The sequence below is a fragment of the Lysobacter solisilvae genome (genome assembly GCF_016613535.2).
Lineage (GTDB): Bacteria > Pseudomonadota > Gammaproteobacteria > Xanthomonadales > Xanthomonadaceae > Agrilutibacter > Agrilutibacter solisilvae.
Genome location: NZ_CP071518.1, coordinates 3,554,454 through 3,579,435, shown reverse-complemented (window position 1 = coordinate 3,579,435; position 24,982 = coordinate 3,554,454). Strand labels below are relative to the sequence as shown.

Here is a 24,982-nt window from a genome sequence, read left to right as displayed (position 1 = left end):
CCGCTCAAACAAGGACCGATCCCAATGCGCCGAATCCCGCGCACACGCACTGCTTCCCACCCCCATTCCAACCCGCTGCCGGCAGCCGCCGCGCGGCGCATCCCCGCGGCTGTCCTGGCCGTGCTGGTGCTGGCCTGCACGCTTCCGGCGTGCCGCAAGGAACAACCGCAGGCGCCCGGGGCTCCGGCACCGGCGACCTCGGGCGCGCCTGCCGCTCCGGCCGCCGCACCCGCGATGGAGCTCAAGGACGTCACCGAACACACGCCCGACTACATCATCGGCATCAGCTATCCGGCCGTGGCGACCCGGTACCCCGGCCTGGCCGCGGAACTGCGTCGCTATTCGGACGCCGCGCGCGCCGAGCTGATGCAGGCGGTGCAGGGGCGTGAAAAGGGGGGCAGCGAAGCGGCCTATGAGCTCGTGCTGCCCTTCAGCGAACTGCACGTATCGCCCCAGCTGGTGGTCGTGGCCGTGGACGGCAGCAGCTACACCGGCGGTGCGCATGGCGCGCCGCTGATCGGACGCTGGGTGTGGTTGCCGGCGCAGAACCGCCTGCTCACCGCGCAGGACCTGGTGCCCGATGCGAAAGGCTGGGAAGCCATCGCCGGCCTGGTGCGCGAGCAGCTGCACACGGCGTTGTCCCAGCGCGTCGATGCCGATGAACTGCCGGCCGGCGAACGGGTGGAAGTGCTCAAGAGCGCGAGCAAGATGATCGAGGACGGCACCCAGCCCGACCCGGCGCATTACAGCCAGTTCGAGCCGGTGGTGGGCAGTGATGGCCACATCCGCGCGATGCGCTTCGTGTTCCCGCCCTACCAGGTGGGTCCGTATTCCGATGGCACGCAGACCGTCGAGGTACCTGCCGCGGCGCTGCTGCCTTACGTGGCGCCGCAGTACCGCGGCCTGTTCCAGAGCACCTGACCGGCGCGGGCCGGTCGCGGGCCGGCGTCCGCAAGCCGGCAAGCCCCCTGCGCGAAAGCGGTCCACGGTAGCTGCCCGATGGCGGCGCCTGCTGGCCAACTTCCAAGAGCGCGCGGCGTGGCGATGCATGCCGGCTGCGCGGCGGACTTGGCGGCCCGGGTCCGGAGCCGGGCCAGCCAGGCAATGACCGGAACAGCCGGCAGCAGCCGGAGCCCGCGCGGCGTTCCCTGATGGCCGATGCAGGTTCATCATGCGTCGAGCCCGTGCCGCCATGGCCCGGCCGACATGCGTGCTGCCGCCAACCCCGTTGTCGACGAGGAATCGCGCCCCGTGACCGCCGCTTCGCACGCCCCGGATGCGCATGGCCTGATCGTCATCGGTCACCGGGGTGCGAGTGGCTATCGGCCCGAACACACGTTGGAGTCGTATCGGCTGGCCATCCGCCAGGGGGCGGATTTCATCGAGCCCGACCTGGTGGCCACGCGCGACGGCGTGCTGGTCGCGCGCCACGAGAACGAGATATCGGGCACCACCGACGTCGCGCGCCATCCGCGGTTCGCGCACCTGCGCACGACCAAGACGGTCGACGGCCGATCGGTCACCGGCTGGTTCACCGAAGACTTCACCCTGGCCGAACTGCGCACGCTGCGGGCGCGCGAGCGCATTCCCGACGTGCGGTCCGCCAACGCGCGCTTCGACGGCCTGTACCCGATACCCACGTTCGCCGAGATCGTCCGCCTCGCCAGGGCGCACAGCAGCCCACACCGACGCATCGGGGTGTATCCGGAAACCAAGCACCCGACGTATTTCGCCCGCGAAGGGCGCCATATTGACGGCACGCCGATCGGGATCTGCCTGGGCGCGGCACTGATCCGGACACTGGTCGAGGAAGGCTTCACCGACCCCGCGCAGGTCTACATCCAGAGCTTCGAGATCGAGAACCTGCTGGAACTGCAGCGCACGCTGATGCCCGCGGCGGGCGTGCGGTTTCCGCTGGTGCAGTTGTATGGCGAGCTGGCGTCGTCGATGCCGCATGACCTGCGCTGGCACCTGGCGCAGGGCGACGATTTGCGCGCGGTGTACGGCACCCTGGTCGATGCCGTCGGAGGCGGCCTGGGGCCGGCGACGCGTTACGCGCACCTGGCCACCGCGCCGGCGCTGGACTGGCTGAAGAAGCACTACGCCAGCGGCATCGGGCCGTGGAAGGGCAACCTGCTGCCGCACGGGGCCACCGTCATCGTGGCCGATGGCTGCGGCGGCGTCGATGTGTCGTCGTGTCACGCCGATCGGGTCCACCCGATGCTGGCCGACGCATTGGCCCTGGGCCTGCTCGTCCACCCCTACACGCTGCGCGCCGAAGCGCGCTATCTCAACCAGACGGCCACGGGCCCGCAGCTGGTCCAGGGACGAAGCCATGCAGCTGTACGGCCTCGGGGTGCAGGGCTTTTTCATCGACCAGCCCGACGAGGGCGTCGCCGCGCGCGAGCGCTTCCTGGCGCTCGACCCTGCCGGCCGCCGCGCGCCGTCCGGCCAGGCAGCCGGTTAATCCAGCACGTCGAGCGCTTCGTCGACGGCTTCGTCGACGACCTCGTCGAACAAGGCCTCGCGGCTGAACCACCGGCGCCGTGGGCGACCGTGCACCTGTTTGATGTCGGCGCCGGCCCAGTAGAACAACTGGACGAAGAACAGCGTCACCACCGCGCAGAACAGCGAAGCCAGCGCACCCAGGATGCCCACCGACCAGCCCAGCGCGCACACGCCCCACGACGCGCCGGCGGCCAGCGGCGCCTCGCCCGTGCAACCCCAGCCCATCGCGTAGACCGACAGCGCGATCGCGCCCGCCAGCCCGAGCAGCGACAGGGCCACCCAGGCCAGCACGAGGTTGCGCAGCACGCGCAGGACGGGAGAACGGGGGGGCGAGGGTCGGCATGGCAGGGGCGGTCGAAGTGTCTGCCTGGATTGTAGCGGCGTCGACCGCCAGCTCAGCCCGCAAACAGGTCGCTCTGCTCGGCCGAACTGTCCGGATCGATGAAGCCCGACAGGCCCACGCCCACCAGGCGATAGCGGGTGCGGTGCGGCAGGTCCACGCGGGCGCGCAGTTCGCAGGCGATGTCGGCCAGCTGCAGTTCCGAGGCGGGCACGCTGGCCGGCGTGAGGCTGCGGGTGAGCACGCGGAAGTCGGCGGTCTTGAGCTTGAGCACGACGGTGCGCGCGATGCGTCCGGCGCGGGACTGCCGCTCGCGTTCGTAGCCGGCCCAGGTCTTCTGCGCCAGGCGGCGGATGTGCGGCTCGATCTCCTCCAGCGGCAGGTCGTGCTCGAAGGTGTCCTCGGCCGAGATCTGCATCGTCGGCCGCTCGCTTTCGACCGGATTCTCGTCGATGCCCATCGACAGCTCGTGCAGCCGGCGGCCCCAGCGGCCGAAGTGGCCTTCCAGGACTTCGAGGGCGATCGTACGCACATCACCGACGGTGGCGATGCCCAGTTGCGCCAGCCGCGCCTCGGTCACCTTGCCCACGCCGGGCAGGCGGCCGACGGGGAGCGGCTCGAGGAAGGCGAGCGCCTGGTGCGGACGGATGACGAACTGGCCATCGGGCTTGCGCCAGTCGCTGGCGATCTTGGCCAGGAACTTGTTGGACGCCACGCCGGCCGAGGCGGTGAGCGCGGTTTCCTCGCGGATCGCCGCGCGGATGGCCTGTGCGGTCTCCGTCGCCGTCGCCAGGCCGGTCTTCGTCGTCGTGACGTCGAGGTAGGCCTCGTCCAGCGAGAGCGGTTCGATCAGGTCGGTGTGGCGGGCGAAGATCTCGCGCACCTGCCGCGAGACGGCCTTGTAGCGCACGAAGTCCGGCGGCACGAACACAGCCTGCGGGCACAGGCGCTCGGCGCGGATGGCCGGCATGGCCGAGCGCACGCCGAAGACCCGCGCCTCGTAGCTGGCCGCGCACACGACCGAGCGGGCGCCGCGCCAGGCCACGACGACGGGGCGTCCGCGCAGCGTCGGGTCGTCGCGCTGCTCCACTGACGCGTAGAACGCGTCCATGTCGACGTGCACGATCTTGCGGGGCGGGGAGTCCACCAGGGCATTTTAGGTGTTTGCCGGCGCAGCAGGCGCGACGTGGCGTGCGTGAGGCCGCCGTCGCAAACAGGCTGGCCGCAGGCTCGCGGTCAGTTCGTCATCCCCGCGAACGCGGGAAGCGCTCTTCAACAGCGAAGCTGGTCATCCAGGGACTTCCTCTCCACGGGTGACCAGCTTTGCTGCTTAAAGCCCGCCTCCACGCACGCGCTCGCGGGGATGACGAGCCGGATCGACTGCTTTACACCCGCGACATCAGGAACTGCAGGAACTTCCAGAACCGCTCGAGCGCATCGTCGCGATGCACCGGCAGCGCGCGCCGCCCCGGCCGTGCGATCGCCGACGGCGCGGCGGTGGCCGGATGCAGCCCCGACTTGATGGCCAGGTCCGTGCCCTGGACGATGCCCAGCGGCGAATAACCCGCGTAGCCGGGGAACACGTGGCCCAGGTAGGGATTGCCCATGCGGCGCACCAGCAGTTCCGACAGCACTCGCCGGTAGTCGGTGGTGACCGGCACGTCGCCGTAGTAGGGCGACAGCACTTCCGGATCCAGTCCCGACCAGGTGCCGTAGAAGCGGCGTCCGTTGACCGGGCCGCCCAGCACCAGCAAGGGGTTGCCGTAGCCGTGGTCGGTGCCGCCGGCGGCGTTGGCGCGCACGCGGCGGCCGAACTCGGACTGCACGACCACCGTCACCCGGCCGATGTGGCCGCTCGCGTCCAGCGCCGCGTGGAAGGCAGTCAGCGCGGCCGACAGTTCGCTGATCTTGTTCTGGTAGTAGTTCCAGCCCGAGCCCGCGGTGCCCTGGCCGTCGTGGGTGTCCCAGCCGCCCAGGTCGAGCGTGGCGTAGCGCAGTCCGAGGTTGAACTGGATCGACTGGGCCACCGTCCACAACTGCTGGGCGAAACCGCCCGTGGGCCAGCCGGCCGGCAGAGTCCCGTAGGGCTGGGTGGCGATCACCTTCAGGGCGCGGTCGGCGCCCTGGCCGCTGATTTCCAGCGGCGTCTGGCCCGCCCACATCGCGGCGAGGGTTTCGTTGACGCCGCGCAGGCCCGCGGGCGAGTCGCCGCGCGTGCGCTGCCACGCCCAGGCGCCCGAATCGAGCGCGAAATCGTCCGGGTCGGCCATCACCAGGGCCTTGGTCGAGCCCAGCAGCGACACCGGCTGGCGGCTGTTGACGCCCAGCGAGGGCATGTTCTCGGTGCCGGTCGCGCCGGGCTGCATGTTCCAGGCGCGGGTCATCCAGCCGCTGTTGCCGCCCTTCGCGCCGGGCGTGCCCAGGTCGATGTAGAGCTGGGCGTCGAAATGGCTGCGCGTGGCTTCGGGCAGGCCCGAGCCGTGCACGATCGCCATGCGCTGGGCGGCCCACAGGTCGCGCAGGCCGGTGGCCGACGGATGCAGGCCGAAGCCGGTGGCCGCGCCGTTGGCCAGCGTCAGGGGCAGGGCGCCGTAGGTGCCGCTGGCGTCGATGGCCAGGTTGGGGCGGGCCTGCTCGTAGTGGCCACGATCGACACCGTCGATCGGCACGACCAGGTTGAGGCCGTCGATGCCGCCGCGCAGGAAGACATGCACGATCGTGTCGTGCGGGTTGGCGGCCAGCTTGCCGGCGTCGCCGGCGAAGATCATCAGCGGCTTGCCGCCGGCGCCCAGCACCGTGCTGGCGCAGCAGCCCTTGAGGAATTCGCGTCGACTGAAACTCATCGTGGCGGTCCTCTCAGAGACCCAGGAATTCGGGGGACATCAGGATCAGCGAGACCATGCTGCGCAGCCGCTGGTGGTTGTAGTGGCGCTTGAGGTCGTTGCCGTTCCAGGCGTCGGTGTCCTCGATGACGTAGCTGGCCGCCGCGCCGTTCTGCGCCATGAAGGCCACCAGCGCCTGGCGCCGCGCCGGCGTCGGCAGGCGGCCCAGCAGGCGGCCGCACCAGTAGTCGACCAGGTTGTTGGCGGTCCACGAGGCCACGTTGGCACGGGTCACGGCGAGGATCGGCGCGAGCGGCGTGCCGGTGTCGCTGGTTTCGGTCAGCCAGTTGAGCATCTTCCAGGTCATCGCCTGGCTGTTGGAGCCCGACCAGGCCGATGCGATGTCCGGATAGCCGTTCGGCGCGGGCCATTCGTAGGGCAGGTGGCCGGTGTAGCCCATGCGCCACATGAATTCGTTGCTCTTGTCGTGGCCCAGCCGCAGCGTCCAGTCGCAACCCATCGCGCGCATCGCCGCGACCATCGCCTCGAACGGACGGCGACGCTTGTACCCCCAGCTGTTCATCACCGCGCCGGTGGTGAGGATGTGCCGCAGCACGCGCTCGATCTGGTCGGCCGACTGCCAGTGCTGGCGGAAGATTGCCGCCGCGCTGGTGACCAGCGACGGGTCGGGCGTGTCGTTGACGAAGCGGCGGACCAGCTTGGTGCAGATGAAGCGGGCCACGTACGGGTGGGCGGCCAGGCGGTCGAGCACGTCGCGGCCGTCCTTCATCGCCGGCTGCTCGGGATTGAGCAGCTTGCCGAGCACGAACTTGGGCCCGGCGTCGTGCCAGGCCTGGCGGTAGACGAAGTTGCCGTCGTTCTCGGACGGGAATTCCCAGTGGCCGTCCTTGACCGTCCAGCCGGTGAACGCGGCGGCGGTCTCGTAGACGTCGATGTCGCAGTAGCCCGAGGGGAAGGTCGGGTCTTCGGGGCAGGGCGGGATGTCGAACGGGTCGGTGAAGCCCAGGTAGTGCTCGGCGCCCATCGTGTGCAGTTCGAGCAGCTCGCGGGCGAAGTTCTCGTTCGGGCCGGCGCGCGTGTTGTCGGCGTTGTCCAGGTAGTACAGCATCGAGGTGCTGCGGGCCACGGCCTCCAGCATCGCCCGGAAATTGCCGAAGGCGTGCTGGCGCAGCACGTCGCGGTCGAAGTGGACGTAGACCGGCCCGGCCTCGCCCTCGGTCGCGGTCACGTTGAAGTGGTCGTGCCAGAAGTTGACCGCCAGCTCGCGCAGCTGGCGCTGCGAATGCACCGCGCGCACGAACGAGGCGCGCTGCACTTCCACCGCCGGCCGCATGCGGACTTCCTAGGCCGGGTCGGAGGCGACATGGTCGGCCCACAGCTGGGTGAGGTTCTTGCCCAGCGTGGTGTAGCCGGCATTGGCGAGGCGCGTGTCCAGCGCGCTGTCGTCGATGGACGACCAGTCCAGCTGCCACTCGACGTAATTGGCGACGCGGTCGGTGTCGGTGCCGCCCAGCGCGTTGAACTGGGCGATCGACGCCGGCGTGGCGCCGTAGCTCAGGTGACCCAGCGCGCGGACGGCGACCGGGGCCACGGGCAGGGTCAGCGTGTCCGGGCGCAGGCCGCCGCCGGTGTCGCGCTTGGTGGTCAGCAGCTCACCGGTGGCGGTGACGACCTGGCCGTCGCGTGCCTGCGGGGTGGAGGAGAACGGCCGGCCCAGCGTGCCGTAGCGCTTGCGGAGCAGGTCGCGCATGCGCGCGCGGTCCCACGCAGACATCGAATCCATAAGGTGCATCCATCCCGAGGGGTTCATCCCCAACTGCGCCACGAAGGCTAGAACCGGTGCGAAAGGACCGGCGTGCGGCGCGTCACAGAACCACCCCGGGCGCCGGCCCCAAGTGTGCATGGCGTGACGACATCGTGCCTGCCATCTCACCTGCCAACTCGCCTGCCATTGCGCCTGCCCTGGTGCCCGCACGGGTGCCTGTCACGGCACGCAGGTGCGCGGCCGCTTGCGGCGGCGGGGCCGCCTTGGCACGATCGGTCCATGAACGAGCCCTCCGGAACGCCCAGGCAGTCGCGCCATTTCTCCATGATCCGCGGCTTCCATCTCGCGGACTGGTTCACGCTGGCCAACGCGTTCTGCGGCACGGGCGCGATCTTCTCGGCCATGCGCTTCCTGCAGGATGGCGTGGTGCGCGACCTCCTGATCGGCATGGCGCTGATCCCCGCGGCCTTCATCTTCGATGCGCTCGACGGGCGCGTGGCGCGCTGGCGGCAGTCCTCCTCCACGCTGGGGCGGGAACTGGATTCGCTGGCCGACGTGATCTCCTTCGGCGTCGCCCCGGCCGCGCTGGCCTACGCGTGCGGCCTGCAGGGCGGCTGGGACTGGGCGGTGCTGAGCTATTTCGTCGGCTGCGGCGTCAGCCGCCTGGCGCGCTACAACGTCACCGCCGAGCAGCTGTCCGGCGGCGGCGACAAGGTCAAGTACTTCGAGGGCACGCCCATCCCGACCAGCCTGCTGCTGGTGGTCGTGCTGGCCGTGGCCGCCATGCAGGGCGCGATCGGCGACCAGGTGTGGCTGGGCATGATCCAGCTCGGCCCCTGGCAGTTCCACCCGCTGGTGCTGATGTTCGCGCTTTCGGGCTCGCTGATGATCAGCAAGACGCTGCACATTCCCAAGCCCTGAAGAGATGGCCTTGAAGTGACGGCCTTGAAGCGATGGCCCTGACGCGACGGGCCTGAAAAGAAGGCCCTGAAGCGACGCCCCGGAGGCCGGCCGCCCCGTGCGGCCAGGCGCCCCTGCACGGACCGCAACATTCGCATTGCTATCATTCCGTATCCACGGAGGATGCAATGGCCCAGAACGATTTCGAGAACCTCACGCGCCAGTACTGGACTGCCTGGGGGGATGCGATGCGCACCGCCGGCGCGCCGGCGCAACCCGCCATGCCCAACTGGAACGACGCCATGTCCTGGTGGTCGCAGATGGCCAAGGGCGCCGGCAGCTTCCCCAACACCGGCGTCGACGACGCGGTGGACCGGTTCAACTCCCAGGCCCGCGACTGGTACGGGCAGATCCAGCAGCTGGCCGCGCGCTTCGCCGGCCAGAACGCGGCGCCGGCCGACATCGCCTCGGCGTGGAAGCAGATGCTGGGCGGGCAGGGCATGGCCGACCTGTTCAAGGGCATGTCCGGCCCGGGCCAGCACGGCGTGGACCAGTGGATGCAGCAGATGGCCCCGCTACTGCAGTCGATGCAGCGCGATGGCCGCAGCTGGCTGGGCCTGCCGGCCTTCGGCTTCGCCCGCGAGCACCAGGAGCGCCTGCAGGCGCTGGCGCAGGCGCAGCTGGAGCTGCAGGACAAAACCAACGCCTACAACGCCCTGATGGCCGAGACGATGCAGCTGGCGCTGCGCCGCTTCGAGGACAAGCTGGCCGAGCGCAGCGAACCGGGCCGGCAGCTGACCTCGGCACGCGCGCTGTTCGACCTGTGGATCGACGCGGCCGAAGAGGCCTACGCCGAAATCGCCCTGTCGCCGCGCTTCCGCGAGACCTACGGCGAGTACGTCAACGCGCAGATGCGCGTGCGCGGCGCCCTGCAGCGCGAAGTGGAGCAGACCTGCGACCTGCTGGGCATGCCCACGCGCACCGAGATCGACGCGGCGCACCGCAAGATCGTCCAGCTCGAGCGCGAAGTGCGGCGGATGCGCGACGCCCTGCAGCGCGAGGCCCCCGCGCGTGCGGGCACTGCAGCGGACACGCAGTCGGCATCGCCGTCCGGTACCGCGCGTCCCGCTGAAAAGCCCGCCAAGGCCGCCGGCCCGTCCACCGGCAAGTCCACTGACAAGGTTGGCGGCAAGTCCGCCGGCAAGTCCAACGGCAAGCCCGCCGCCAGGAAGGGGAGCGCACGATGAGCAGCGGCGATCTGTACGGCCCGTTCGGTTTCTCGCCCGACGCCCTCGCGCAGGAGGCCATGAACGTGCAGGCCAAGCTGCGCGCCGGCCTGGAGACGCTGCATGAGGTGGACGACGTCACCTACGGCGCGACGGCCCGCGAGGAAGTGTGGCGCGACGGCAAGGTGGCGCTGTACCGCTTCCGTGGCGAACGCACGCCGACCGCCAAGGTACCCCTGCTGATCAGCTACGCGCTGGTCAACCGTCCCTACATGGTGGACCTGCAGAGCGACAAGTCGATCGTGCGCGGCCTGCTGGAGCGCGGCGAGGACGTCTACGTGCTCGACTGGGGCTACCCGGACCGTTCCGACCGGTACCTGGAGCTCGAGGACTACATCCAGCGCTTCCTCGGCGGCGCGGTCGATTACCTGCGCGGCCAGTACCGGCTCGACGCCGTCAACGTGCTGGGCATCTGCCAGGGCGGCGCGTTCGCGCTGTGCTACAGCGCGCTCAACCCGAAGAAGGTCCGCAACCTGGTCACCATGGTCACGCCGGTGGATTTCCACGTCGGCGACAACATGCTGGCCAACTGGGTGCGCGGCGTGGACGTGGACACCTTCGTCGACACCCTGGGCAATGTCCCGGCCGACGTCATGAACTGGACCTATCTCACGCTCAAGCCGTGGCGGCTGTTCGTGCAGAAGTACGTCGGCATGGTCGACATCCTGGACAACAAGCAGGCGCTGGAGGATTTCCTGCGCATGGAGAAGTGGATCTTCGACTCGCCCGACCAGGCCGGCGAAGCCTTCCGCCAGTTCGCCAAGCAGTTCTACCAGGCCAACGGGTTCGTCAACGGCGGCATCAGCATCGGCGGCCGTCCGGTGGACCTGGCCCACGTCGACATGCCGGTGCTCAACATCTTCGCCGAGCAGGACCACTTGGTCCCGCCGGCGTCCTCGCGCGCGCTCAAGGGCCTGGTGGGCAGCGACGACTACAGCGAACTGTCCTTCCGCGGCGGCCACATCGGCATCTACGTGTCGAGCCGGGCGCAGCGCGAAGTGCCCGAGGCGATCCACCAGTGGCTGGCGCAGCGCTCGAGCTGATGGCGCGGCGCGCGACGGTCGCCGTCCGCGCCGGCGGGTTCATGCTTGCGGCCGTGATGCTGTCCGCGTGCTCGTCCGGTTCCACCGATGGAGGTCCTGCCATGAGCCTGCAACTGACATCCAGCGCGTTCGTCGCCAACGGCGACATGCCCAGGCAGCTGACCTGCGAAGGCGGCGACCGTTCGCCGCCGCTGGCGTGGTCCGTGGTGCCCGTCGACACCAAGAGCTTCGCGTTGATCGTCGACGACCCCGACGCCCCCGATCCGGCCGCGCCGCAGCGCACCTGGGTGCATTGGGTGGTCTACAACCTGCCGGCCGACGTCGCCGCGCTGGAGGAAGGCGCCAGCACGCAGCTGCCCACCGGCGCGCGCGATGGCCGCAACGACTGGGGCCGCACGGGCTATGGCGGGCCGTGTCCGCCGGTCGGCCGGCACCGCTACTTCCACAAGCTCTACGCCCTCGACATCGAGCTGCCCGCCGAGCCGGTGCTGGACAAGGCCGGCCTGGAGCGGGCGATGGAAGGCCACGTGCTGGCCCGCGCCGAACTGGTCGGCACCTACCAGAAGACGGGGCGTTGATGCGTCCAGGCCGCGACGGGCGCAGGCGCCTCCCGACGTGGCTCCTGCTGGCCGCGTTGCCGGGCGGGTTGCTGGCGCTGTCGGCGCACGCCGGTCCTGCGCACGCCCCGCCATCGCAGGCCGCCTCAGCGCAGGCCGCGACCGCCGCGCCGGTGCCGGCCGCGGCGGCACGCAGCGAAATCGAACACCTCATCGCCCAGCTCGGCCGCTCGGGCTGCAGCTTCCAGCGCAACGGCAGCTGGCATGACGCCGCCGAGGCCGAAAAACACCTGCGCCGGAAGTACGAGTGGCTGCGCGACCACGACCGCATCGTCTCGGCCGAGCAGTTCATCGAGGACGGCGCCAGCCGCAGCAGCATGACCGGCCGCGCCTACCAGGTGCGCTGTCCCGGCCAGGCCGCGCAGCCCTCGGCGAGGTGGCTGCGCGACCGGCTCCAGGCCCTGCGCCGGCCGCCCACCGGCCGTTGACGCGGGCTAGACTGGCCGCGCGGCACCTTGGGCGTATGACCTACATGACCCGTTCCCTGTCCCGTTCCCGCGACGATCGCCTGCTGGCCGGCGTCATGGGCGGCATCGCCCGCCGCTTCGGCTGGAATTCCACCCTGGTGCGCATCGCGTTCGTGCTCCTGTCGATCGCGTCGGTCGCCTTCCCCGGCATCGTGGTCTACCTGATCCTCTGGCTGCTGATGCCCGACGAGGGGTTTTGAATTCCAATCCGCGCCCGTTGATCAACGCGCTGGGCATCCTGTGGGCGTCGCCCAACACCCTGCTGGGCCTGATCGCCGGCGGCGTGGGTATGTGCTTCGGCGCACATTGCCACTGGCGTCCGCAGGACCTGGCCCTGGTCTTCCATCGCTGGCCCTGGGGCCCCGGCGGCGCGCTGACGCTGGGCAACGTGATCCTGCATACCGGCGACTCGCTCGACCAGCATTGCGTCACCTACGCCCATCGCGCCGGCCACTGCGTCGACGATCCGATTCTGCTGGCCGACCATGAACGCGCGCACGTCTACCAGTACATGGCGCTGGGCGTGCTGTTCCTGCCGCTGTACCTGCTCAGTGGCGGCGTGAGCGTGCGCAACCGCTTCGAGCGCGCGGCCGACCGCTACGCGATGACGGGCTCGGGGTGGTGGCCGTGGAGCCGTCCGGCGGACGGACGGCGCGGCTGAATGCAGGCGCCGGTGAACGGTGTGCGACCGGGCACCACCGCACAGCCACTTGCAGCGCGCGGCTTGCGGAATTTCTCCAGTCGCCTTGACTTTGCGCTAACGCACCATCGCGTACTCTCGCAGGCGTCGGAGAACAAGTAACTGGAGTTGAAAAACCAGTTGCAACCGCTCCGGCACGGAAGGCTCAGTCGCGTGAGGGTCAAACCTCATCGAAACTGGGCCTTCTCTATTTGGTCTGGCGGACCGACTCAGGAACGCCGTGGATCAGCCCCTTCCCCCGCTTTGCGGGGGAAGGTTGGGATGGGGGCCGCCGATCGCCGCGCACCTGATCGATCGGCGCGCGCATCGTCCAGCAATGACGCTAGCTGGATCCGACCCCCCCAGCGGCCAGCCGCACCCCCTGGCCATTTGTATCGAATTGTCCCAGCGTGTACCGCTTTGTATCCGGGCGATCCCACGCGCTTTGCAGATGCCAAACTCCTTGCCGCCCCGACACCCGGGGCGCGGCCAGGCGGACGCCTGGACCGATCCATGCATTCAAATGGAGTTTGAAAGTCATGCAGAACCTGGTTTCCCTGACGGTATCCGAGGCGCAGGTGGCGCAGGCCCTGGCCGGCCTGGCGCAGATCGAGGCGGCCCTGCCGGGCCTGATCTCGCTGGACCCGGCCGACCGCCGCTCGCTCAGCCACATGGGTCCGAAGTCGGAAGTGTTCGTGCGGCTGGCCCTGCGCGGACTGGAACAGAACCCGCAGATCGTGCCGGCCAGCCTGGACCTGGCGGCGGCCAAGCAGGACATGGACGCGCACGACAAGCTGCGCCCCGTGTTCGAGCAGATGCGGCGCCTGATGACCCGCCTGGACGACACCGTCGGCGCGTTGGGCAGCGACGCGATGGAAGCGGCGCTGGAAGGCTACAACCACATCAAGATCGCCAGCGCCGCCCACGGGCTGGAAGGCCTGCGCAAGGAACTGGCCGCACGCTGGAGCAAGTCGCGCCGGGTGGAGGAAGACCCGCAGAGCTGACCGCGCGGCGTTACCACTGGATGTGATCGGGCAGGCCACCTTCGGGTGGCCTGTTTTGTTCTGGGGGGTGCCAGTGCCGACGGGCGAGGGCCCCCGGACGGGCGGGAGACATTGCCGGAAGGCTGCGGAGGATTCCGGAAGGGCTGGGAGGACTCCGGAAGGCTGTGGAGGACTCCGGAAGGCTGGGGAGGACTCCGGAAGGCTGTCGAGGACTCCGGAAGGCTGTCGAGGACTCCGGAAGAGCTGGGAGCACTCCGGAAGCCTGTGGAGGACTCCCGCAAGCCGCCAGGGATTCCGGAAGACCGGAATTGGATTCGCGAATCCGGATTTCGTCTTCCGGAATACAAAATTTGCCTTCCCGAATACTGATTTGGTCTTCGCGAGTCCTCTGCAGGCTTCGGGAAGACCGAAAACGGATTCGGGAAGACCGAAATTGGATTCGGGAAGACCGAAAAAGGATTCGGGAAGACCGGAATTGGATTCGGGAAGACCATTTTCGGCTTCGCGAAGGCGAACCAGGTATTCGGGCAGGCAAGGCGGCCTGCGGGAAGATCCCGCCGGGCAGCAGGAGCGGTTGGATAGGCTGCCGCAGAGTGGGGACCGGCAACGCCAGAAGTCCTGAGCCGCCAGCAGTTACGATGACGAATGCTCGAGAAGACGGTGTCTCAAAGATGATCAAATGCCTCGCCATTGCAGGCATGGTCATCGCGACGTCTGGCTGCGCCTCGTGGTCCAGCAAGCCGCAGCTGTGCTTCAGCGACAACCCACCGGTAAACCCGACAAGCGCCGGCGAGATCAAGGCGGTCAAGTTTGTGGAGCGCCGCGTCGCGGCTACCTGTCGACCAACCGACGTCGAGTGCAACTTGCAGTTGCGCCATGGGGCAAACGATCAGATCGAGGTGATCGCCTCCAGGGCATTGGTTGCGGGCGACCCACCTGCTTGCACGCCCCTTGAAGGTGGCTTTGAAACTTACGTGTTCTCGGCGGAAGGCGAATACATCCGGGTGGTGCTCGGGCTATAGGCCCGACAGTTCGCACTCAAATCGGATTCGGGTCGCCCATAAGCAAGGGCCCGCGATTGCTCGCGAGCCCTTCATTTTTTATAGGTGCCGGAAGTTGGCCATGGGGCTGTCGACCCACGTCTAGTCCGATCCTCGATGTATCAGGTTCCGGAAGTGGATCTCGCGCCCTCACGGGACGGGCACTCCGGATCGCCCAATTACCCAATAATCGCGTGCGGCAAAAACCGCGACGTATTCTGCGTAATCAGATGCGCGTCCTCGCGCATGCCGATGCCGGCCGGCTGGTCGGCGATCACCCAGCTGCCGACCAGGGGATGGTTGCCTTCGTACTCCGGCAGGGGATGGAACGCCTGCAGGATCGCCGGACCGTCGTCGTACGGGCCGTCTGACCGGATCGCCTGGCCTTGCGCGGTGACGATCTCGATGTTGGCGCCCTCGCGCGAGTGCAGCGGCTTGCGCACCCAGCCTGCCGGTGTGGCATCAGCGCTCGACGCGAACATCGCCGGCAGCAGATTGGGATGGTTCGCGTGGCGTTCCCACAGCAATGGCAGGACGCCCTTGTTGCTGAGCACCGACTTCCATGCCGGTTCGATAAGCTGCAGCTTGCCGGTGGTCAGCGCGGCGCCGAATTCCTCGACCATCATGAACTCGAGCGGGTAGAGCTTGAAGATCGTGCGGATCACGGTGTCGTCGACGTCGGTGAACCATCCGTCCTGGCTCAGGCCGATGTCCTCGATCGCCAGTTCGCGGGTCTCGATGCCGACCTGGTGGGCGCAGTCGCGCAGGTAGGTCACCGTGGCGCGGTCCTCGACGCTGTCGCGGACGGCGGCGAAATGCATGCGCTTGTGGATCAGGCCCCCGCGCGCCAGCGTGGCCAGCGCTTCCAGGAGGTGTTCCTGGATGATGTTGTACTGGTCAGCGGTCGCCGGCAGCTGGCCGGCCGCCATCTGCTGCTCCAGCCAGACCCACTGGAAATAGGCTGACTCGTAGAGCGACGTGGGCGTGTCGTAGTTGAGTTCGTAGAGCTTGGCCGGGCCGCGGCCGTCGTAGGCCAGGTCCATGCGGCCGTAAAGATGCGGCTCGCGCGTGCGCCAGGAGTCGCGGATCCAGTCCCAGTGCGTGGCCGGGATGTTCAGGCGCGACAGCAGCTCTTCCGAACCGACGATGTCGTTGACCAGGCCCATCGCCATGTCGTGGATTTCCTGCGTGGCCGGCTCGATGTCCTCCTCGATCTGGCGCAGGGTGAAGGCGTAGTAGGCCGACTCGTCCCAGTAGGCCTCGCCGTCGATGGTGTGGAAATGGAAGCCCAGGCGTTCGGCCTGTTGTTTCCAGTCGGGGCGCGGCGCGATGCGGATGCGTTGCACGGTGTACTCGATGAAGTTGCGGTGCGGATGCAGAACCCGCCGCCGTGGCGGCGGGGCCCGCAGGCTCAGCCGCCGAAGCGGCCGCCGCCGCCGAAGGAACTGCGCGCGGCCGAGGAGGAGCCGAAGCCGGAGCGCGAGATGGTGATGGCGCGCGCCGGTGGCGCGGTATTGCCGGCCTTGCCGGTCACCTTGCCCAGGCGGTCGGAAGCGACGTCCCCGTTCGGCTTGAGGTAGTCGCCGGAGCGGTAATCGCGATACAGCGGCGAGCTGCCCCCGATCCGGTAGTAGCCACCACCGCCGGTACGGCAGTCGGACTGATCCGGGTTGCGGCGGCAGTCTTCGCGACGCGAGTTCACCAGGTCGCTGGCGACATAGCCCAGCAGGAAGCCCGTCATCGGCGGGATCCAGTTGGGCTGGCCGAGTTCGTTGGTGATTTCGGTGCACTGGCCGAACTGCTCGTTGCACTGGGACGAGCTCTCGAAGCGCGGGGCGATGCGCTCATGCTCGAGCCGGGCCCTGTCGTACTCGGCCCGGCATTCGAGCGGGGCCACTTCGGTCTGCAGGTCGCAGTCGTGCGCGTCGGCCAGGACTTGGCCGGTCGGGGCCGATTCGCAGCCGGCCAGGGCCGCCGGAATCGCGACCGCCATCAGCGTGAGGCGGAGATTACTTGATCGCTTCATGTTCGTACGGGGCCTCAGGGCGTCATGGCGGCGGCGTTGACCAGGCCCACGGCGATGGCCACGCCGGCGGAGAACACGCCCGCGGCGCTCACGCCCTCGGTGATCTGGCTGGAAATGCGGCCGGAGATGGCGCGCGCGATCAGGTAGGCGATGACCTGGATGACGGCGGCGACCACGCCCCAGATCAGCGCATCCACCAGGCTGACCGAGTGGCTGATCGCCGCGTGCAGGGGCAGCGCCACGCCGATCAGCGAGCCGGCGAAGGCAGTGGCGGCGGCCACGTTGCCCTCGCGGATCAGGGTGATGTCGCGATGGGGGGTGATCAGCGTGACGATCGCGATGGCGGCGATCAGAACAGCCAGTCCCAGGCCAAAGTAGGCCAGGAAGGCCAGGAACGACTGCGCGGAGATTGCGGCTTGCATGGATGTCCCTTGAGGGTGGATTGAAGGATGGGTGGGGTGAGATGGCGCGGTGGCGACCGCGACTGAACTGTTGAAGCGGTTTGGATCAGGTGACGTCGAAGTCCGCCTGGCCCAGGTCGACGCCGACCGCATAGGTGATGCAGAACTCGTTGGGGCCGGAGTCCTCGGCGGTGACCAGCAGGAACTCCTCGCGCTCCAGTTCGGGCACGTCGCGGCGATAGAGCATCGCGTAGTGCGTCAGGTCGTCGTCGCGCCGCGGCGGCGTGTGCCGGTAGAGCACCTCGTCGTAGCAGATCGCGGGGATCCGCCCGGCTTCATCGGTCGACTGGGTGCTGCGGAACCACTGGCGGCCGGCGTACTGGATCTGCGGCGCGCCCAGGTGGGCGTGCTCCAGCACGAACTGCTGGAAGGCCTGCTTGCTGGGCGGGTTGACCGTCTCATGGAAGACGAAGGCCTTCACCGCCTCCACTTCGCCCGCGCAGGTGGACACCTGCAGGAAGGCGTCGTCGTCGAGGTAGAAGCGATGCAGGGCGTAGCCGTCGCCGAGATTGATGTACCCGTAGCAGGGGATGCCCTGGAATCCGTCCGGCAGTTCGGCGGTCATCGCGTCCGGGGCGACGCGGTACATGGTGCGGTCGAAGCTGACGCGGCCGCCGATGCGCAGGCCGAGCGGGAGTTCGTGCCCGATCGCACCACGTTCGAAGGACGCGGGCATCGCCGGCGCCGCGGGCTTGCGGCCCAGCAGCCGGTCGAACAGGCTCATGCCGGCACCCGTTGGGCTGCGGCGAAGATGCGGTTCCGCTCGAGCCGGCAGTCGCGCAGGTAGTAGAGCGTCGCGCCGGGGCCGATGCGGGTGTCGGCGGGCGGATTGATCTGCGGGGGCACCCTGCCGGAGGCGCGGTAGCCGAGCAGGATGGCGCCCTCGTTGCGGAACGCCGTCGCCAGTTCGCCGATCGAACCCTGGACGCCCGCGGGCACCTCGATGCTGAACTGCGTGGTGCCCGCGTCGGACGCCGACAGCACGTCCAGCGTCACCAGCGAAGAGCCCGGGTCCTGCGCCGCGCGGGCGATGATCTCCACCGTCAGCGGGCGGGTGCATTCCACGTCCGGATGATGCGCCTGCACCAGGTTCAGCGCCGAGGTCGAATCGAAGTGCGCCACGACATGGCAGGTCGGCTTGAGCGCCTTGATCGCCAGCACGGCGACCAGGGTCTGGTCGTCGCTGGCGGTATGCACGATCACGCGCCCGGCCTGCGGCAGCGAAGCGCGCTGGTAGCCCGCGCCGTCGGCATACGAGGGGACGGCGATGTAGCGGATCTGGTCGGGCAGCGGGTTCTCGCTCAGCCCCTCCGCGACCAGCACGATGCCTTCATCGTCGGTCGCCGTGTCCGACAGCAGCAGCTGCACCAGGCGCACGGACTCCGCGCCGCGCCAGCCCACGAGCACGGTGTGCCCTTGCATGTCGTAGCTCATCTTTCCCATGAGGTGGCGTTTCCAGAACAGAAGAAGGGAGGCGCTGGTCTTGGTCAGGATCGCGGCGAACAATGCCACCGCGCCCGGCATCAGCAGGAAGGCCACGATGTAGCGGCCCGCGGTCGTCGACGGCGACAGGTCGCCGTAACCGATCGTGGTCGCCGTGGTCATGTAGTAGTAGGGAAACGCATCGGGCGCGACCAGCTTCGATTCCCCGGCCAGCGCCAGCAGCGCCCAGGTCAGCAGCAGGTGCGCCAGGTAGGCGAGGAACACGGCGGTCCAGCTCACGCGCCGCATGTGGCGGCGCAATGAGCGGACGAGTCGGCCGATCACGATCACGGAACTTCCCCTGGTACTGGCCGGCTTACCTGGACGTGTGGTCCGGCGCCGGCAGGGCGTGCACCGTGGTGGTGTTCTCGTGGGTCAGCTGTTTGGGCTGCGAGAAGCGCGCCAGGACGGCATGGGCGTCGCTGCTGTCGGTCAGCAGGCCCGCGGCGGCCAGGCGCTTGTTGAGGTCGCCATCGCCGGCGTCGGCTTCCAGTTCCTCGGCCGCTTCGATGCGGGCGGCCTTCTCGGCCTGGCGCTCCTGGATGCGGGCGAGCGAGTCCAGGGCCGAGGTCATCTGGCTGTTGGTGCCGGCGTGGCGCTGGGCGATCGCGGCCTGCGCGCGCTGCACGGCTTCGGTCGCCTTGACCTGGTCGATCTGGGTACGCATGCCGTTGAGGCGGAGCTCGGTCTTCTTGATCGTGTCCTTCAGCGTTGCGATCGAGCGGTCCAGGGCCTGCTTGGAGGCCGCTTCGGCCTTCTGCTCGGTTTCCAGCGGGGCCAGCTTGCCGGCCACTTCCAGCGCCAGCGCCTGGTCACCCTTGCCGAGCGCACCCTCGATGTAGCGGCCGAATTCGGCCATCTTGGCGGCGCGCGCGTCGAGCTTGCCCTGCGACAGCTTGCTCTGCGCCATCAGCTTGGTCAGCTCATCGCGCGAGCGCGCCAGCTGCGTGCCGGCGTCGCGCATTTCCTGGTCCAGGATCTTGATGGCGTTGTTGTCGACGACCGCCTGGCCCGCCTCGTGGGCGGTGCCGCGGAACAGGGTGAACAGCTTGTTGATGATGCTCATGGACAGGCCTCAGGCGAAGAAATGCCGCAGTGATTCGGCGGCATCGATGGTGTTGGCGGCGAGCGTGCGGATCTCCTCGTCGATGGCGTCGATGTCGGAGGCGGCCGAGAGCTCGCCGAACACCACGTACTCCCGCTTGCCGTCGCGCTCGACGATGCCCAGGTTGGACAGCGGGTTGAGCGGATTGAGCAGCAGGCAGGCCTCGTTGAGCCCGGCGGCATCGCGGACGCGCTCGGCCGGCGCCAGCACGGTGGAGACGAGGATCTGGTGGCCGTAGGCGGCCAGCTGTACCTGCATGTCGCCGAACTCGTGCAGGGTCAGGTTGATCGCCGGCTCCGCGCCCTCGAACAACTCGAGGGAGATCTGCTCGTCCGCGGCGTAGCGGTCACTGAGCTGCTGGTGGATTTCGATGGTGCTGAACATTGGACCTCCGGGTCCGCATGGTGGGGCAAGGGGAAGGGGCGCACCGCTGCGCGAGCGGACCGCGGCGAGTGGTCGCACGCTGCGGGTCGGTGACATCCGGCGGGCCCTTGCGCCTGATCAATCCCTGCCTGGCGGCGAGGGGCCGGTAGCATCTTAGACAAGCCGGTGGCCTCGTGGCGACCGCCGCCCGGCCGCACGGCTGAATCGGCAACGGTGGAGCCCGGATCGGCTTGGGAACGCGGGAACGTGCGCCGCCGGAACCCCCAACAAAAAAGGCCGCGCCGTGGGCGTGGCCTTCTTGCTGGTGCCGGAAGTGGGACTCGAACCCAAAATACAATAAATGGCTTTTCCCCGAGGCATTTGCGCCTTCGGTGCCACATGGTGTACTAGAGAAGTGTACTAACTTCCGGTGCTAGAGCGTGGCCGCGCCATCCTACCTGAAGCAAAGAAAGCAGGGGTGGTACGTGCAACTGGCCGTACCCCGGGAGCATCAAGTCGCTGTTGGCGCCAAGGTCCTGGTTCGATCCCTTGGCACCCGGGACAAGGTCGAGGCCGGCAAGCGCAAGCACGCTGTCATTGCCGACTTGCATGCGCAGATAGCGGAGGCGGCTGGTAAACGGGCCCAGGCTGCCAACCCTGAGGAGGCGGCGCGTGCGTTGCTGGACTATGCAAAAGAGGAGCGCGCCGCGGTCGAAAGCGGGACGCGCGCAGAAGGGGAAGCAGAGGCGGCCTTTGAAGCCGCGGCCGACAACTTCCTTGAGGGGCAGGCCAAGGCATTGGGCCTTGACCCCGAGGGTGACCCCAATCTTTCCCCCGAGGCCACCGAGACTGTCCGCAGGGCATACAAGGCCATGCGAGGTCGCCTGGAGTACACCTTGGAGCGCCTGATTGAGCGGCACTTGGAGGAGAGCGCGCCTAGCGTCACGGCCCAGACCCTCGGAGACAAGCGGCGGCACCTCGGGGCATACCGGGATTGGTTTGGGGGCGACCGAGAGGCCAGCGAGGTGTCGCGGAAGGTGGCCGGGAGTTACGTGTCCGACGTGATCCAGCGACGCACACGGAAGACGGCAGAGGGCGCCTCGGTGGCCCTGTCCCCGACAACGCGCAAGAAGGAGGTCAGTGATCTCCGGGCGTTCTTCGAGTGGCTCACAACGCGCGGCGTGATCGATGCGAACCCGTTCGATCGCATGTCCGCCAGCATCAAAGAATCCACGCGCGGAAAGGCCAGGGGCCGCCGGCCTTGGAAGCCTGCGGAGTTGGCTACGGTCCTAAGGGGCATAGATACGGCCGACCCCGTTTGGGTCCTGACGGTCATTGCCGCGCACACCGGAATGCGGCGCGAGGAGGTCGCAGAACTCGCGGTGTCCGACGTGGATGGCACAGTCTTCCAAGTCAAAGAGGGGAAGACGGCCGCGGCCGTGCGTCGGGTGCCGATCCACCCGACGATCCAACCCTTGGTGAAGCACTTAGCTAAGGCGAGCCCTGATGGCTTCCTGATTCCGGGACTTCTTCGTGGTGGGCCCGACCAGAAGCGAGCTTGGTACGTGGGCAAGCGCTTCGGACGCGCCATTCGTGCGCTGGGTATTGATGATCCCGCGCTCGACTTCCATGCCTTGCGCGGAACCGTCATCACGCAGCTCGAAGGCGCAGGCGTCCCCGAATCGACAATTCAGCTAATCGTGGGGCACAAGCGGCAGGGGATGACCTTGGGTGTGTACTCCGCAGGTGTGCCGGACAAGGCCAAGCGGGATGCAATCGCGCACGTGTCCTATGGAAAATCGCTTGATTCGTTCGTGGCGGCGCATGGCGCCACCGTTCGTGTCAAAGCTTCGGCAAGGCCTCGCGGACGCAAAGGGGGCTTGGAGCAAATAGAATCCGGCCAGACCTAGAACAAAAAAGAGGGCGCCTCAGTGGGGCGCCCCCGGTACGTTTCGTTGCTTTAGCGGGTGCAAATCCCGATCAGCAACCTGCGGCGGAGCAGAACAATCTCAACTTCGATTGACTTCTCGCCCTTGGTGATGGTCCATGTCCTTGAGACTTCGCGCGGCAGGAGTTTCTCAAACGCGGCATCGACTTTCATTTCAATTTGCCTCTCTGAAGAGCCTGGAAGTGATCACTCTGGGCCTGCGACGGATTGGTCTCCCTTGCGCGATCATCCTAATGGGCGCCTACCGATTCGCATACTTTCCCATTCGCTCAATATCCCGTGAGCAGCGTGGAAGGTGATTGGAATTCATTGGCTTGCGATCATTCTTGTGCCGGGACGAGACGACGAGCGGTAGGCGTAGTTTCCGGCAGGCAACTAATGAATGCGTAGTTGTGCGCAGGGCGTTGCACTTGACTGGTCCATGTCAGTCGATGTGCTCGGCAAGGTCGTCAAAATCGTCATCGGCGGGAAGCCGCCATTGCGGGTGTCTATAGTCCTGGTGCCGAGGCGGCGGGCGCTGGTTTCTCCAGTAGTCACAGAGCTCGAAGGCCTCTTGCCACTGCGCAAGAAATTCGGCGGATAGGTCGCATCCTGCTTGAGCGTCCGTCTCGATTCTCTCCATGAGCAAGGCGATGCCTGGCTTCGCAGGGGTGCCTCGCCAAGCAGCGTCCGAAATTAATGGCGGGCAGTTCCAGTGCCAGAGGCCGCTTCGGTCCATGTGCGTGACTAGCAGACTGTGGATGTACCAGTCCAACTTTTCCTGGACTCTCGCGAGCCGGCGCCTAGTAGCAGAGCGGCGGCGTTGCTCGGGGGTCTTTGGCTTGGTATGCCGGTCCGGCTCCTCGGCCTCTACCCGTCGCCGCGCTTCTGGAGTCCCTTTCTTGAGCCGTGGAACCAACGGCCCGCGGCCCCTTAGTTCGGACACTTCGGCGATCCCTGTGACCGAATCGGTCGCCCAATCGACCGACATGCACGGTCTCTATGTCGGTCAGAACTCATCGCTCTTGATTTCCATGGTCTTTAGGTAGGCCTGGTCTAGCTCCTCAATCCGCTCCGCCGCTTCCTCGCGCTCAGCCTCCTCCCTCAGTCTCCTATGGGCCAGTTCAACGGCCTCCGGCGTCGTCTTGTCCCAGAGCCTCACTAGGCGCTGGGTGTACTTGCGGGCTTGCCAATCCAGCCGAACGTCTGGAGTCATTTGCTGGTACATGTCGTTCACCACTGTCTGACGCACGAACTTCCAATGAGGGAACCCCGTAATGGCGTCGCAGTGCTCCTTTGGGAACTCACCCGGTTCCACCTTGGGGAGCCTCGCCAACATCCTCTGCACCGTATCTAAGGCCACCCCAAACTGCCCCTGAAGTGACCTTTGGCTGACTCCTTTGGGTAGACCCAAAGAACCGTTGTTGGTAATGAAGGCCATGTGCTGCCAGAGAGCGTCGCGCTTCTGTTCCGGCCTCATCTCAAGCTTCGTGTACTTGACGTTCGCCAACTTGGAAGCGTGGCTGGCTTGTCGAAGCGTCATCGTCTCCACCTGTGCGGGGAGGTCGGCCCTCTTCGCGCGCTTGTACGCGGCTAGCCGGTGGTGTCCGTCAACCACATACAGCGCGCCGTCCACGCTCGCCAAATGCAAAGGGATCAAATCCACATTTGAGGACGCCTTCAAGTACAGACACATGTCGTGTATGTGGGACTGGGAGGACTGTTCCTGTCTGACTTGGTCGCGCGCCTTGAGCAATAGCAGGTTTCGTGGCTGCAGTGCCTTGTGCGTCTTGATCTGGTCCAGCTTCACCCTAACGACCTCCTTCGGGTGCTCTTTCGCTGGCCCCTGAGGTGGCCCCTGAGGTGGCCTGGGAGGTGGGGCGCTGGGCGGTGCTTGCGGTGTGCACTCGGGCGCCGTTTGCTGGTCCTGGTGGGGCTTGGATTGCATCTTCTCCATTCGCATCCCCTCAATCCCACCGAGGGGCACGCTTGATCAAACTGCACAACGCCTCGGAGTTCGTGACGGTGCGCCCAAACTGCTGTTGCAGTCGGCGCTGCTCCTCCTTGAGTCGATCGAAGCACGCAAGCTCAAAGCTGATCATGCGATAGACGTAGGGCGCTTCCCGCACCCGGCCATTTGGGGTGTTCATTGCATGCAAATTTTCCTGATGGTTGACGGCCCTCCCTCAGTCCCCCTCCGGGTTCTCCATACTGCGCAACGCGCCGTGGCGACATTACGTTTCGGGCCCGAAGTGGAACCGAGGTTGGACCGGGTCTCCCTCGGTTTACCGCGTCAGCTCATTGCGACGCGGGCTGTCCTCCTGACGCGGTGCGGCCTTAGCCGCGCCTGCTGTTCCTTCGTTGCTCGTAAATGCGCGTTGCTGAATCCACAGCTTCCTGGTCCGCCACGATCTCCTCGGCACGAACCCTCTTCGCAGCCTGTCGATCCTTCTCGGCCAGGAGCGATTCTTCGAGCGTCGGCTGCGCAGCCTGGGCCTCAATCGCTGCCTGATGCACCATCAACGCGTGGGGCAACGTTGCCTCTTCCAGCTGGCGCAGCCGCACCTCGCGGAATGTCCGATTGCCGCCTTGATGGTAGAAGCGGGCCTGGCCGGTATCGGGGTCCAGAATCGTGCTGCGCTCTTCCAGTTCCTCGCGAAGCCTCGCGATCTCAGACCTGATCAGCTCCACCTGATGGGCGGCCGCTGCCGGCGAAATTCCCGCCGCACCTCCTGTGGGGTCACCATGGGTGACCGACTCGTTCGGCCGCATTTGGACGCTAATGGGCCCGTTGGGCGTCTGACGGATTCCAATGCCGAGGTCGGCTAATGGCGCCTCTTCGCTACCCTGTTGAGCCCTGAATTTCCGAACCATCGCCAAGTCGTACTCGTCGGTCCCGGGTTCGGGGCGGTTTGTTTTGTCACTCAAAGTTGATTCCTTCTCCTGTTCGGAGTTTGCGCAGCTCTAGAATCCGCACAAGGCATCTGCGCCTGACCCGTGCGGGGTTGGCTCGCCTATTCCGAGAAGAGGGCGAGCGTTGCTTCAACGAACCTGAGTTCGTCTTCGATTCGCGAACGCTCTGGTTCGCTAGGCCGAATTTCACCCCTGAGTTCCAATAGGCGGTGC

At 67.4% G+C, this 24,982-nt stretch carries 27 protein-coding genes; 12 read left to right on the top strand and 15 right to left on the bottom strand.

Annotated features, from left to right (window positions below; translation table 11 throughout):
* Nucleotides 1-24 precede the first annotated feature (24 nt).
* Together I8J32_RS15805 and I8J32_RS15800 are read left to right on the top strand one after the other, a co-directional pair.
* Nucleotides 25-921 carry a DUF3298 and DUF4163 domain-containing protein gene (locus tag I8J32_RS15805; protein WP_200613400.1) on the top strand — a complete coding sequence of 299 codons (897 nt, stop codon included), beginning with the start codon at nt 25-27 and terminating at the stop codon, nt 919-921.
* A 330-nt stretch (nt 922-1,251) separates the two neighbouring features.
* Nucleotides 1,252-2,886: a glycerophosphodiester phosphodiesterase family protein gene (locus I8J32_RS15800; protein ID WP_207526674.1), complete on the top strand. Its 1,635-nt coding sequence runs from the start codon at nt 1,252-1,254 to the stop codon at nt 2,884-2,886.
* A 17-nt stretch (nt 2,887-2,903) separates the two neighbouring features.
* On the opposite strand, the gene dinB is transcribed toward I8J32_RS15800, so the two are convergent.
* The 4 genes from dinB to I8J32_RS15780 all read right to left on the bottom strand — a co-directional run bounded on the left by dinB (nt 2,904) and on the right by I8J32_RS15780 (nt 7,441).
* Nucleotides 2,904-3,959, bottom strand: coding sequence for a DNA polymerase IV (gene dinB, locus I8J32_RS15795; protein ID WP_245156533.1), 1,056 nt, complete (start codon nt 3,957-3,959; stop codon nt 2,904-2,906).
* Nucleotides 3,960-4,233: 274 nt separating this feature from the next.
* Nucleotides 4,234-5,691, bottom strand: coding sequence for a DUF1501 domain-containing protein (locus tag I8J32_RS15790; protein WP_200613385.1), 1,458 nt, complete (start codon nt 5,689-5,691; stop codon nt 4,234-4,236).
* Nucleotides 5,692-5,704: 13 nt separating this feature from the next.
* Entirely contained in the window at nt 5,705-7,024 is a 1,320-nt protein-coding gene (locus tag I8J32_RS15785; RefSeq protein ID WP_207526673.1) for a DUF1800 domain-containing protein, read from the bottom strand.
* A 9-nt stretch (nt 7,025-7,033) separates the two neighbouring features.
* The gene (locus I8J32_RS15780; RefSeq protein WP_207526672.1) at nt 7,034-7,441 is read right to left on the bottom strand and encodes a hypothetical protein; all 408 of its coding nucleotides are present in this window, start codon (nt 7,439-7,441) and stop codon (nt 7,034-7,036) included.
* A 294-nt stretch (nt 7,442-7,735) separates the two neighbouring features.
* Between I8J32_RS15780 and I8J32_RS15775 the strand changes: the two genes are divergently transcribed.
* The 9 genes from I8J32_RS15775 to I8J32_RS15735 all read left to right on the top strand — a co-directional run bounded on the left by I8J32_RS15775 (nt 7,736) and on the right by I8J32_RS15735 (nt 14,474).
* Nucleotides 7,736-8,377: a CDP-alcohol phosphatidyltransferase family protein gene (locus I8J32_RS15775; protein ID WP_200613379.1), complete on the top strand. Its 642-nt coding sequence runs from the start codon at nt 7,736-7,738 to the stop codon at nt 8,375-8,377.
* A gap of 167 nt (nt 8,378-8,544) precedes the next feature.
* Nucleotides 8,545-9,603 carry a class III poly(R)-hydroxyalkanoic acid synthase subunit PhaE gene (gene phaE / locus I8J32_RS15770; protein ID WP_200613376.1) on the top strand — a complete coding sequence of 353 codons (1,059 nt, stop codon included), beginning with the start codon at nt 8,545-8,547 and terminating at the stop codon, nt 9,601-9,603.
* An 11-nt stretch (nt 9,604-9,614) separates the two neighbouring features.
* Nucleotides 9,615-10,685 carry a class III poly(R)-hydroxyalkanoic acid synthase subunit PhaC gene (locus tag I8J32_RS15765; protein ID WP_200614426.1) on the top strand — a complete coding sequence of 357 codons (1,071 nt, stop codon included), beginning with the start codon at nt 9,615-9,617 and terminating at the stop codon, nt 10,683-10,685.
* A gap of 101 nt (nt 10,686-10,786) precedes the next feature.
* Nucleotides 10,787-11,263: a YbhB/YbcL family Raf kinase inhibitor-like protein gene (locus I8J32_RS15760; RefSeq protein ID WP_245156359.1), complete on the top strand. Its 477-nt coding sequence runs from the start codon at nt 10,787-10,789 to the stop codon at nt 11,261-11,263.
* The gene (locus I8J32_RS15755) at nt 11,263-11,730 is read left to right on the top strand and encodes a YfeK family protein (protein WP_200613373.1); all 468 of its coding nucleotides are present in this window, start codon (nt 11,263-11,265) and stop codon (nt 11,728-11,730) included. Before I8J32_RS15760 ends, I8J32_RS15755 begins: the two co-directional genes overlap by 1 nt.
* Before the next feature lie 35 nt (nt 11,731-11,765).
* Nucleotides 11,766-11,969, top strand: coding sequence for a PspC domain-containing protein (locus I8J32_RS15750; protein WP_200613371.1), 204 nt, complete (start codon nt 11,766-11,768; stop codon nt 11,967-11,969).
* A complete protein-coding gene (locus I8J32_RS15745; RefSeq protein WP_245156358.1) occupies nt 11,966-12,430 on the top strand; it encodes a hypothetical protein in 465 nt (154 codons plus the stop codon). Before I8J32_RS15750 ends, I8J32_RS15745 begins: the two co-directional genes overlap by 4 nt.
* 557 nt (nt 12,431-12,987) lie before the next feature.
* On the top strand, nt 12,988-13,452 hold the full coding sequence (locus I8J32_RS15740; protein ID WP_200613369.1) for a hypothetical protein: 465 nt from the start codon (nt 12,988-12,990) through the stop codon (nt 13,450-13,452).
* Between the two features lie 671 nt (nt 13,453-14,123).
* Entirely contained in the window at nt 14,124-14,474 is a 351-nt protein-coding gene (locus I8J32_RS15735) for a hypothetical protein (RefSeq protein WP_200613367.1), read from the top strand.
* A gap of 197 nt (nt 14,475-14,671) precedes the next feature.
* Here I8J32_RS15735 and I8J32_RS15730 read toward each other — a convergent pair whose 3' ends face one another.
* From I8J32_RS15730 to I8J32_RS15700, 7 genes are all read right to left on the bottom strand, one after another.
* Nucleotides 14,672-15,838: a glutathionylspermidine synthase family protein gene (locus I8J32_RS15730; protein ID WP_200613365.1), complete on the bottom strand. Its 1,167-nt coding sequence runs from the start codon at nt 15,836-15,838 to the stop codon at nt 14,672-14,674.
* 65 nt (nt 15,839-15,903) lie between these two features.
* Complete coding sequence (locus tag I8J32_RS15725; RefSeq protein ID WP_200613363.1) at nt 15,904-16,518, bottom strand: DUF1190 domain-containing protein; 615 nt, start codon at nt 16,516-16,518, stop codon at nt 15,904-15,906.
* A 14-nt stretch (nt 16,519-16,532) separates the two neighbouring features.
* The gene (locus tag I8J32_RS15720) at nt 16,533-16,940 is read right to left on the bottom strand and encodes a DUF350 domain-containing protein (protein ID WP_200613361.1); all 408 of its coding nucleotides are present in this window, start codon (nt 16,938-16,940) and stop codon (nt 16,533-16,535) included.
* Nucleotides 16,941-17,025: 85 nt separating this feature from the next.
* Nucleotides 17,026-17,703, bottom strand: a complete 678-nt coding sequence (locus I8J32_RS15715; RefSeq protein ID WP_200613359.1) for a YjfK family protein — start codon at nt 17,701-17,703, stop codon at nt 17,026-17,028.
* A complete protein-coding gene (locus tag I8J32_RS15710) occupies nt 17,700-18,752 on the bottom strand; it encodes a potassium channel family protein (RefSeq protein ID WP_200613356.1) in 1,053 nt (350 codons plus the stop codon). Before I8J32_RS15710 ends, I8J32_RS15715 begins: the two co-directional genes overlap by 4 nt.
* Nucleotides 18,753-18,777: 25 nt before the next feature.
* The gene (locus tag I8J32_RS15705; protein WP_200613354.1) at nt 18,778-19,527 is read right to left on the bottom strand and encodes a PspA/IM30 family protein; all 750 of its coding nucleotides are present in this window, start codon (nt 19,525-19,527) and stop codon (nt 18,778-18,780) included.
* A 9-nt stretch (nt 19,528-19,536) separates the two neighbouring features.
* Complete coding sequence (locus tag I8J32_RS15700) at nt 19,537-19,950, bottom strand: DUF2170 family protein (protein ID WP_245156357.1); 414 nt, start codon at nt 19,948-19,950, stop codon at nt 19,537-19,539.
* A gap of 464 nt (nt 19,951-20,414) precedes the next feature.
* Here I8J32_RS15700 and I8J32_RS15695 point away from each other — a divergent pair, with 464 nt between their 5' ends.
* Nucleotides 20,415-21,839, top strand: coding sequence for a tyrosine-type recombinase/integrase (locus I8J32_RS15695; protein ID WP_200613349.1), 1,425 nt, complete (start codon nt 20,415-20,417; stop codon nt 21,837-21,839).
* 50 nt (nt 21,840-21,889) lie between these two features.
* Here I8J32_RS15695 and I8J32_RS15690 read toward each other — a convergent pair whose 3' ends face one another.
* The 4 genes from I8J32_RS15690 to I8J32_RS15675 all read right to left on the bottom strand — a co-directional run bounded on the left by I8J32_RS15690 (nt 21,890) and on the right by I8J32_RS15675 (nt 24,784).
* Nucleotides 21,890-22,030, bottom strand: a complete 141-nt coding sequence (locus I8J32_RS15690; RefSeq protein ID WP_200613346.1) for a hypothetical protein — start codon at nt 22,028-22,030, stop codon at nt 21,890-21,892.
* An 835-nt stretch (nt 22,031-22,865) separates the two neighbouring features.
* Nucleotides 22,866-23,666 carry a ParB N-terminal domain-containing protein gene (locus I8J32_RS15685; protein WP_200613344.1) on the bottom strand — a complete coding sequence of 267 codons (801 nt, stop codon included), beginning with the start codon at nt 23,664-23,666 and terminating at the stop codon, nt 22,866-22,868.
* 157 nt (nt 23,667-23,823) lie between these two features.
* Complete coding sequence (locus I8J32_RS15680) at nt 23,824-24,006, bottom strand: hypothetical protein (RefSeq protein ID WP_200613342.1); 183 nt, start codon at nt 24,004-24,006, stop codon at nt 23,824-23,826.
* A gap of 187 nt (nt 24,007-24,193) precedes the next feature.
* Nucleotides 24,194-24,784, bottom strand: coding sequence for a hypothetical protein (locus tag I8J32_RS15675; protein WP_200613340.1), 591 nt, complete (start codon nt 24,782-24,784; stop codon nt 24,194-24,196).
* Between the last annotated feature and the right edge of the window lie 198 nt (nt 24,785-24,982).

What these genes read in the sequence shown, in the direction of transcription:
- I8J32_RS15805 (WP_200613400.1), top strand. Translation starts at nt 25, where the DNA reads ATGCGCCGAATCCCGCGCACACGCACTGCTTCCCACCCCCATTCCAAC.
- dinB (WP_245156533.1), bottom strand. Translation starts at nt 3,959, where the DNA reads ATGGACGCGTTCTACGCGTCAGTGGAGCAGCGCGACGACCCGACGCTG.
- I8J32_RS15790 (WP_200613385.1), bottom strand. Translation starts at nt 5,691, where the DNA reads ATGAGTTTCAGTCGACGCGAATTCCTCAAGGGCTGCTGCGCCAGCACG.
- I8J32_RS15785 (WP_207526673.1), bottom strand. Translation starts at nt 7,024, where the DNA reads ATGCGGCCGGCGGTGGAAGTGCAGCGCGCCTCGTTCGTGCGCGCGGTG.
- I8J32_RS15780 (WP_207526672.1), bottom strand. Translation starts at nt 7,441, where the DNA reads ATGCGCGACCTGCTCCGCAAGCGCTACGGCACGCTGGGCCGGCCGTTC.
- I8J32_RS15775 (WP_200613379.1), top strand. Translation starts at nt 7,736, where the DNA reads ATGAACGAGCCCTCCGGAACGCCCAGGCAGTCGCGCCATTTCTCCATG.
- phaE (WP_200613376.1), top strand. Translation starts at nt 8,545, where the DNA reads ATGGCCCAGAACGATTTCGAGAACCTCACGCGCCAGTACTGGACTGCC.
- I8J32_RS15760 (WP_245156359.1), top strand. Translation starts at nt 10,787, where the DNA reads ATGAGCCTGCAACTGACATCCAGCGCGTTCGTCGCCAACGGCGACATG.
- I8J32_RS15755 (WP_200613373.1), top strand. Translation starts at nt 11,263, where the DNA reads ATGCGTCCAGGCCGCGACGGGCGCAGGCGCCTCCCGACGTGGCTCCTG.
- I8J32_RS15750 (WP_200613371.1), top strand. Translation starts at nt 11,766, where the DNA reads ATGACCTACATGACCCGTTCCCTGTCCCGTTCCCGCGACGATCGCCTG.
- I8J32_RS15740 (WP_200613369.1), top strand. Translation starts at nt 12,988, where the DNA reads ATGCAGAACCTGGTTTCCCTGACGGTATCCGAGGCGCAGGTGGCGCAG.
- I8J32_RS15735 (WP_200613367.1), top strand. Translation starts at nt 14,124, where the DNA reads ATGATCAAATGCCTCGCCATTGCAGGCATGGTCATCGCGACGTCTGGC.
- I8J32_RS15725 (WP_200613363.1), bottom strand. Translation starts at nt 16,518, where the DNA reads ATGAAGCGATCAAGTAATCTCCGCCTCACGCTGATGGCGGTCGCGATT.
- I8J32_RS15720 (WP_200613361.1), bottom strand. Translation starts at nt 16,940, where the DNA reads ATGCAAGCCGCAATCTCCGCGCAGTCGTTCCTGGCCTTCCTGGCCTAC.
- I8J32_RS15715 (WP_200613359.1), bottom strand. Translation starts at nt 17,703, where the DNA reads ATGAGCCTGTTCGACCGGCTGCTGGGCCGCAAGCCCGCGGCGCCGGCG.
- I8J32_RS15705 (WP_200613354.1), bottom strand. Translation starts at nt 19,527, where the DNA reads ATGAGCATCATCAACAAGCTGTTCACCCTGTTCCGCGGCACCGCCCAC.
- I8J32_RS15700 (WP_245156357.1), bottom strand. Translation starts at nt 19,950, where the DNA reads ATGTTCAGCACCATCGAAATCCACCAGCAGCTCAGTGACCGCTACGCC.
- I8J32_RS15690 (WP_200613346.1), bottom strand. Translation starts at nt 22,030, where the DNA reads ATGAAAGTCGATGCCGCGTTTGAGAAACTCCTGCCGCGCGAAGTCTCA.
- I8J32_RS15680 (WP_200613342.1), bottom strand. Translation starts at nt 24,006, where the DNA reads ATGAACACCCCAAATGGCCGGGTGCGGGAAGCGCCCTACGTCTATCGC.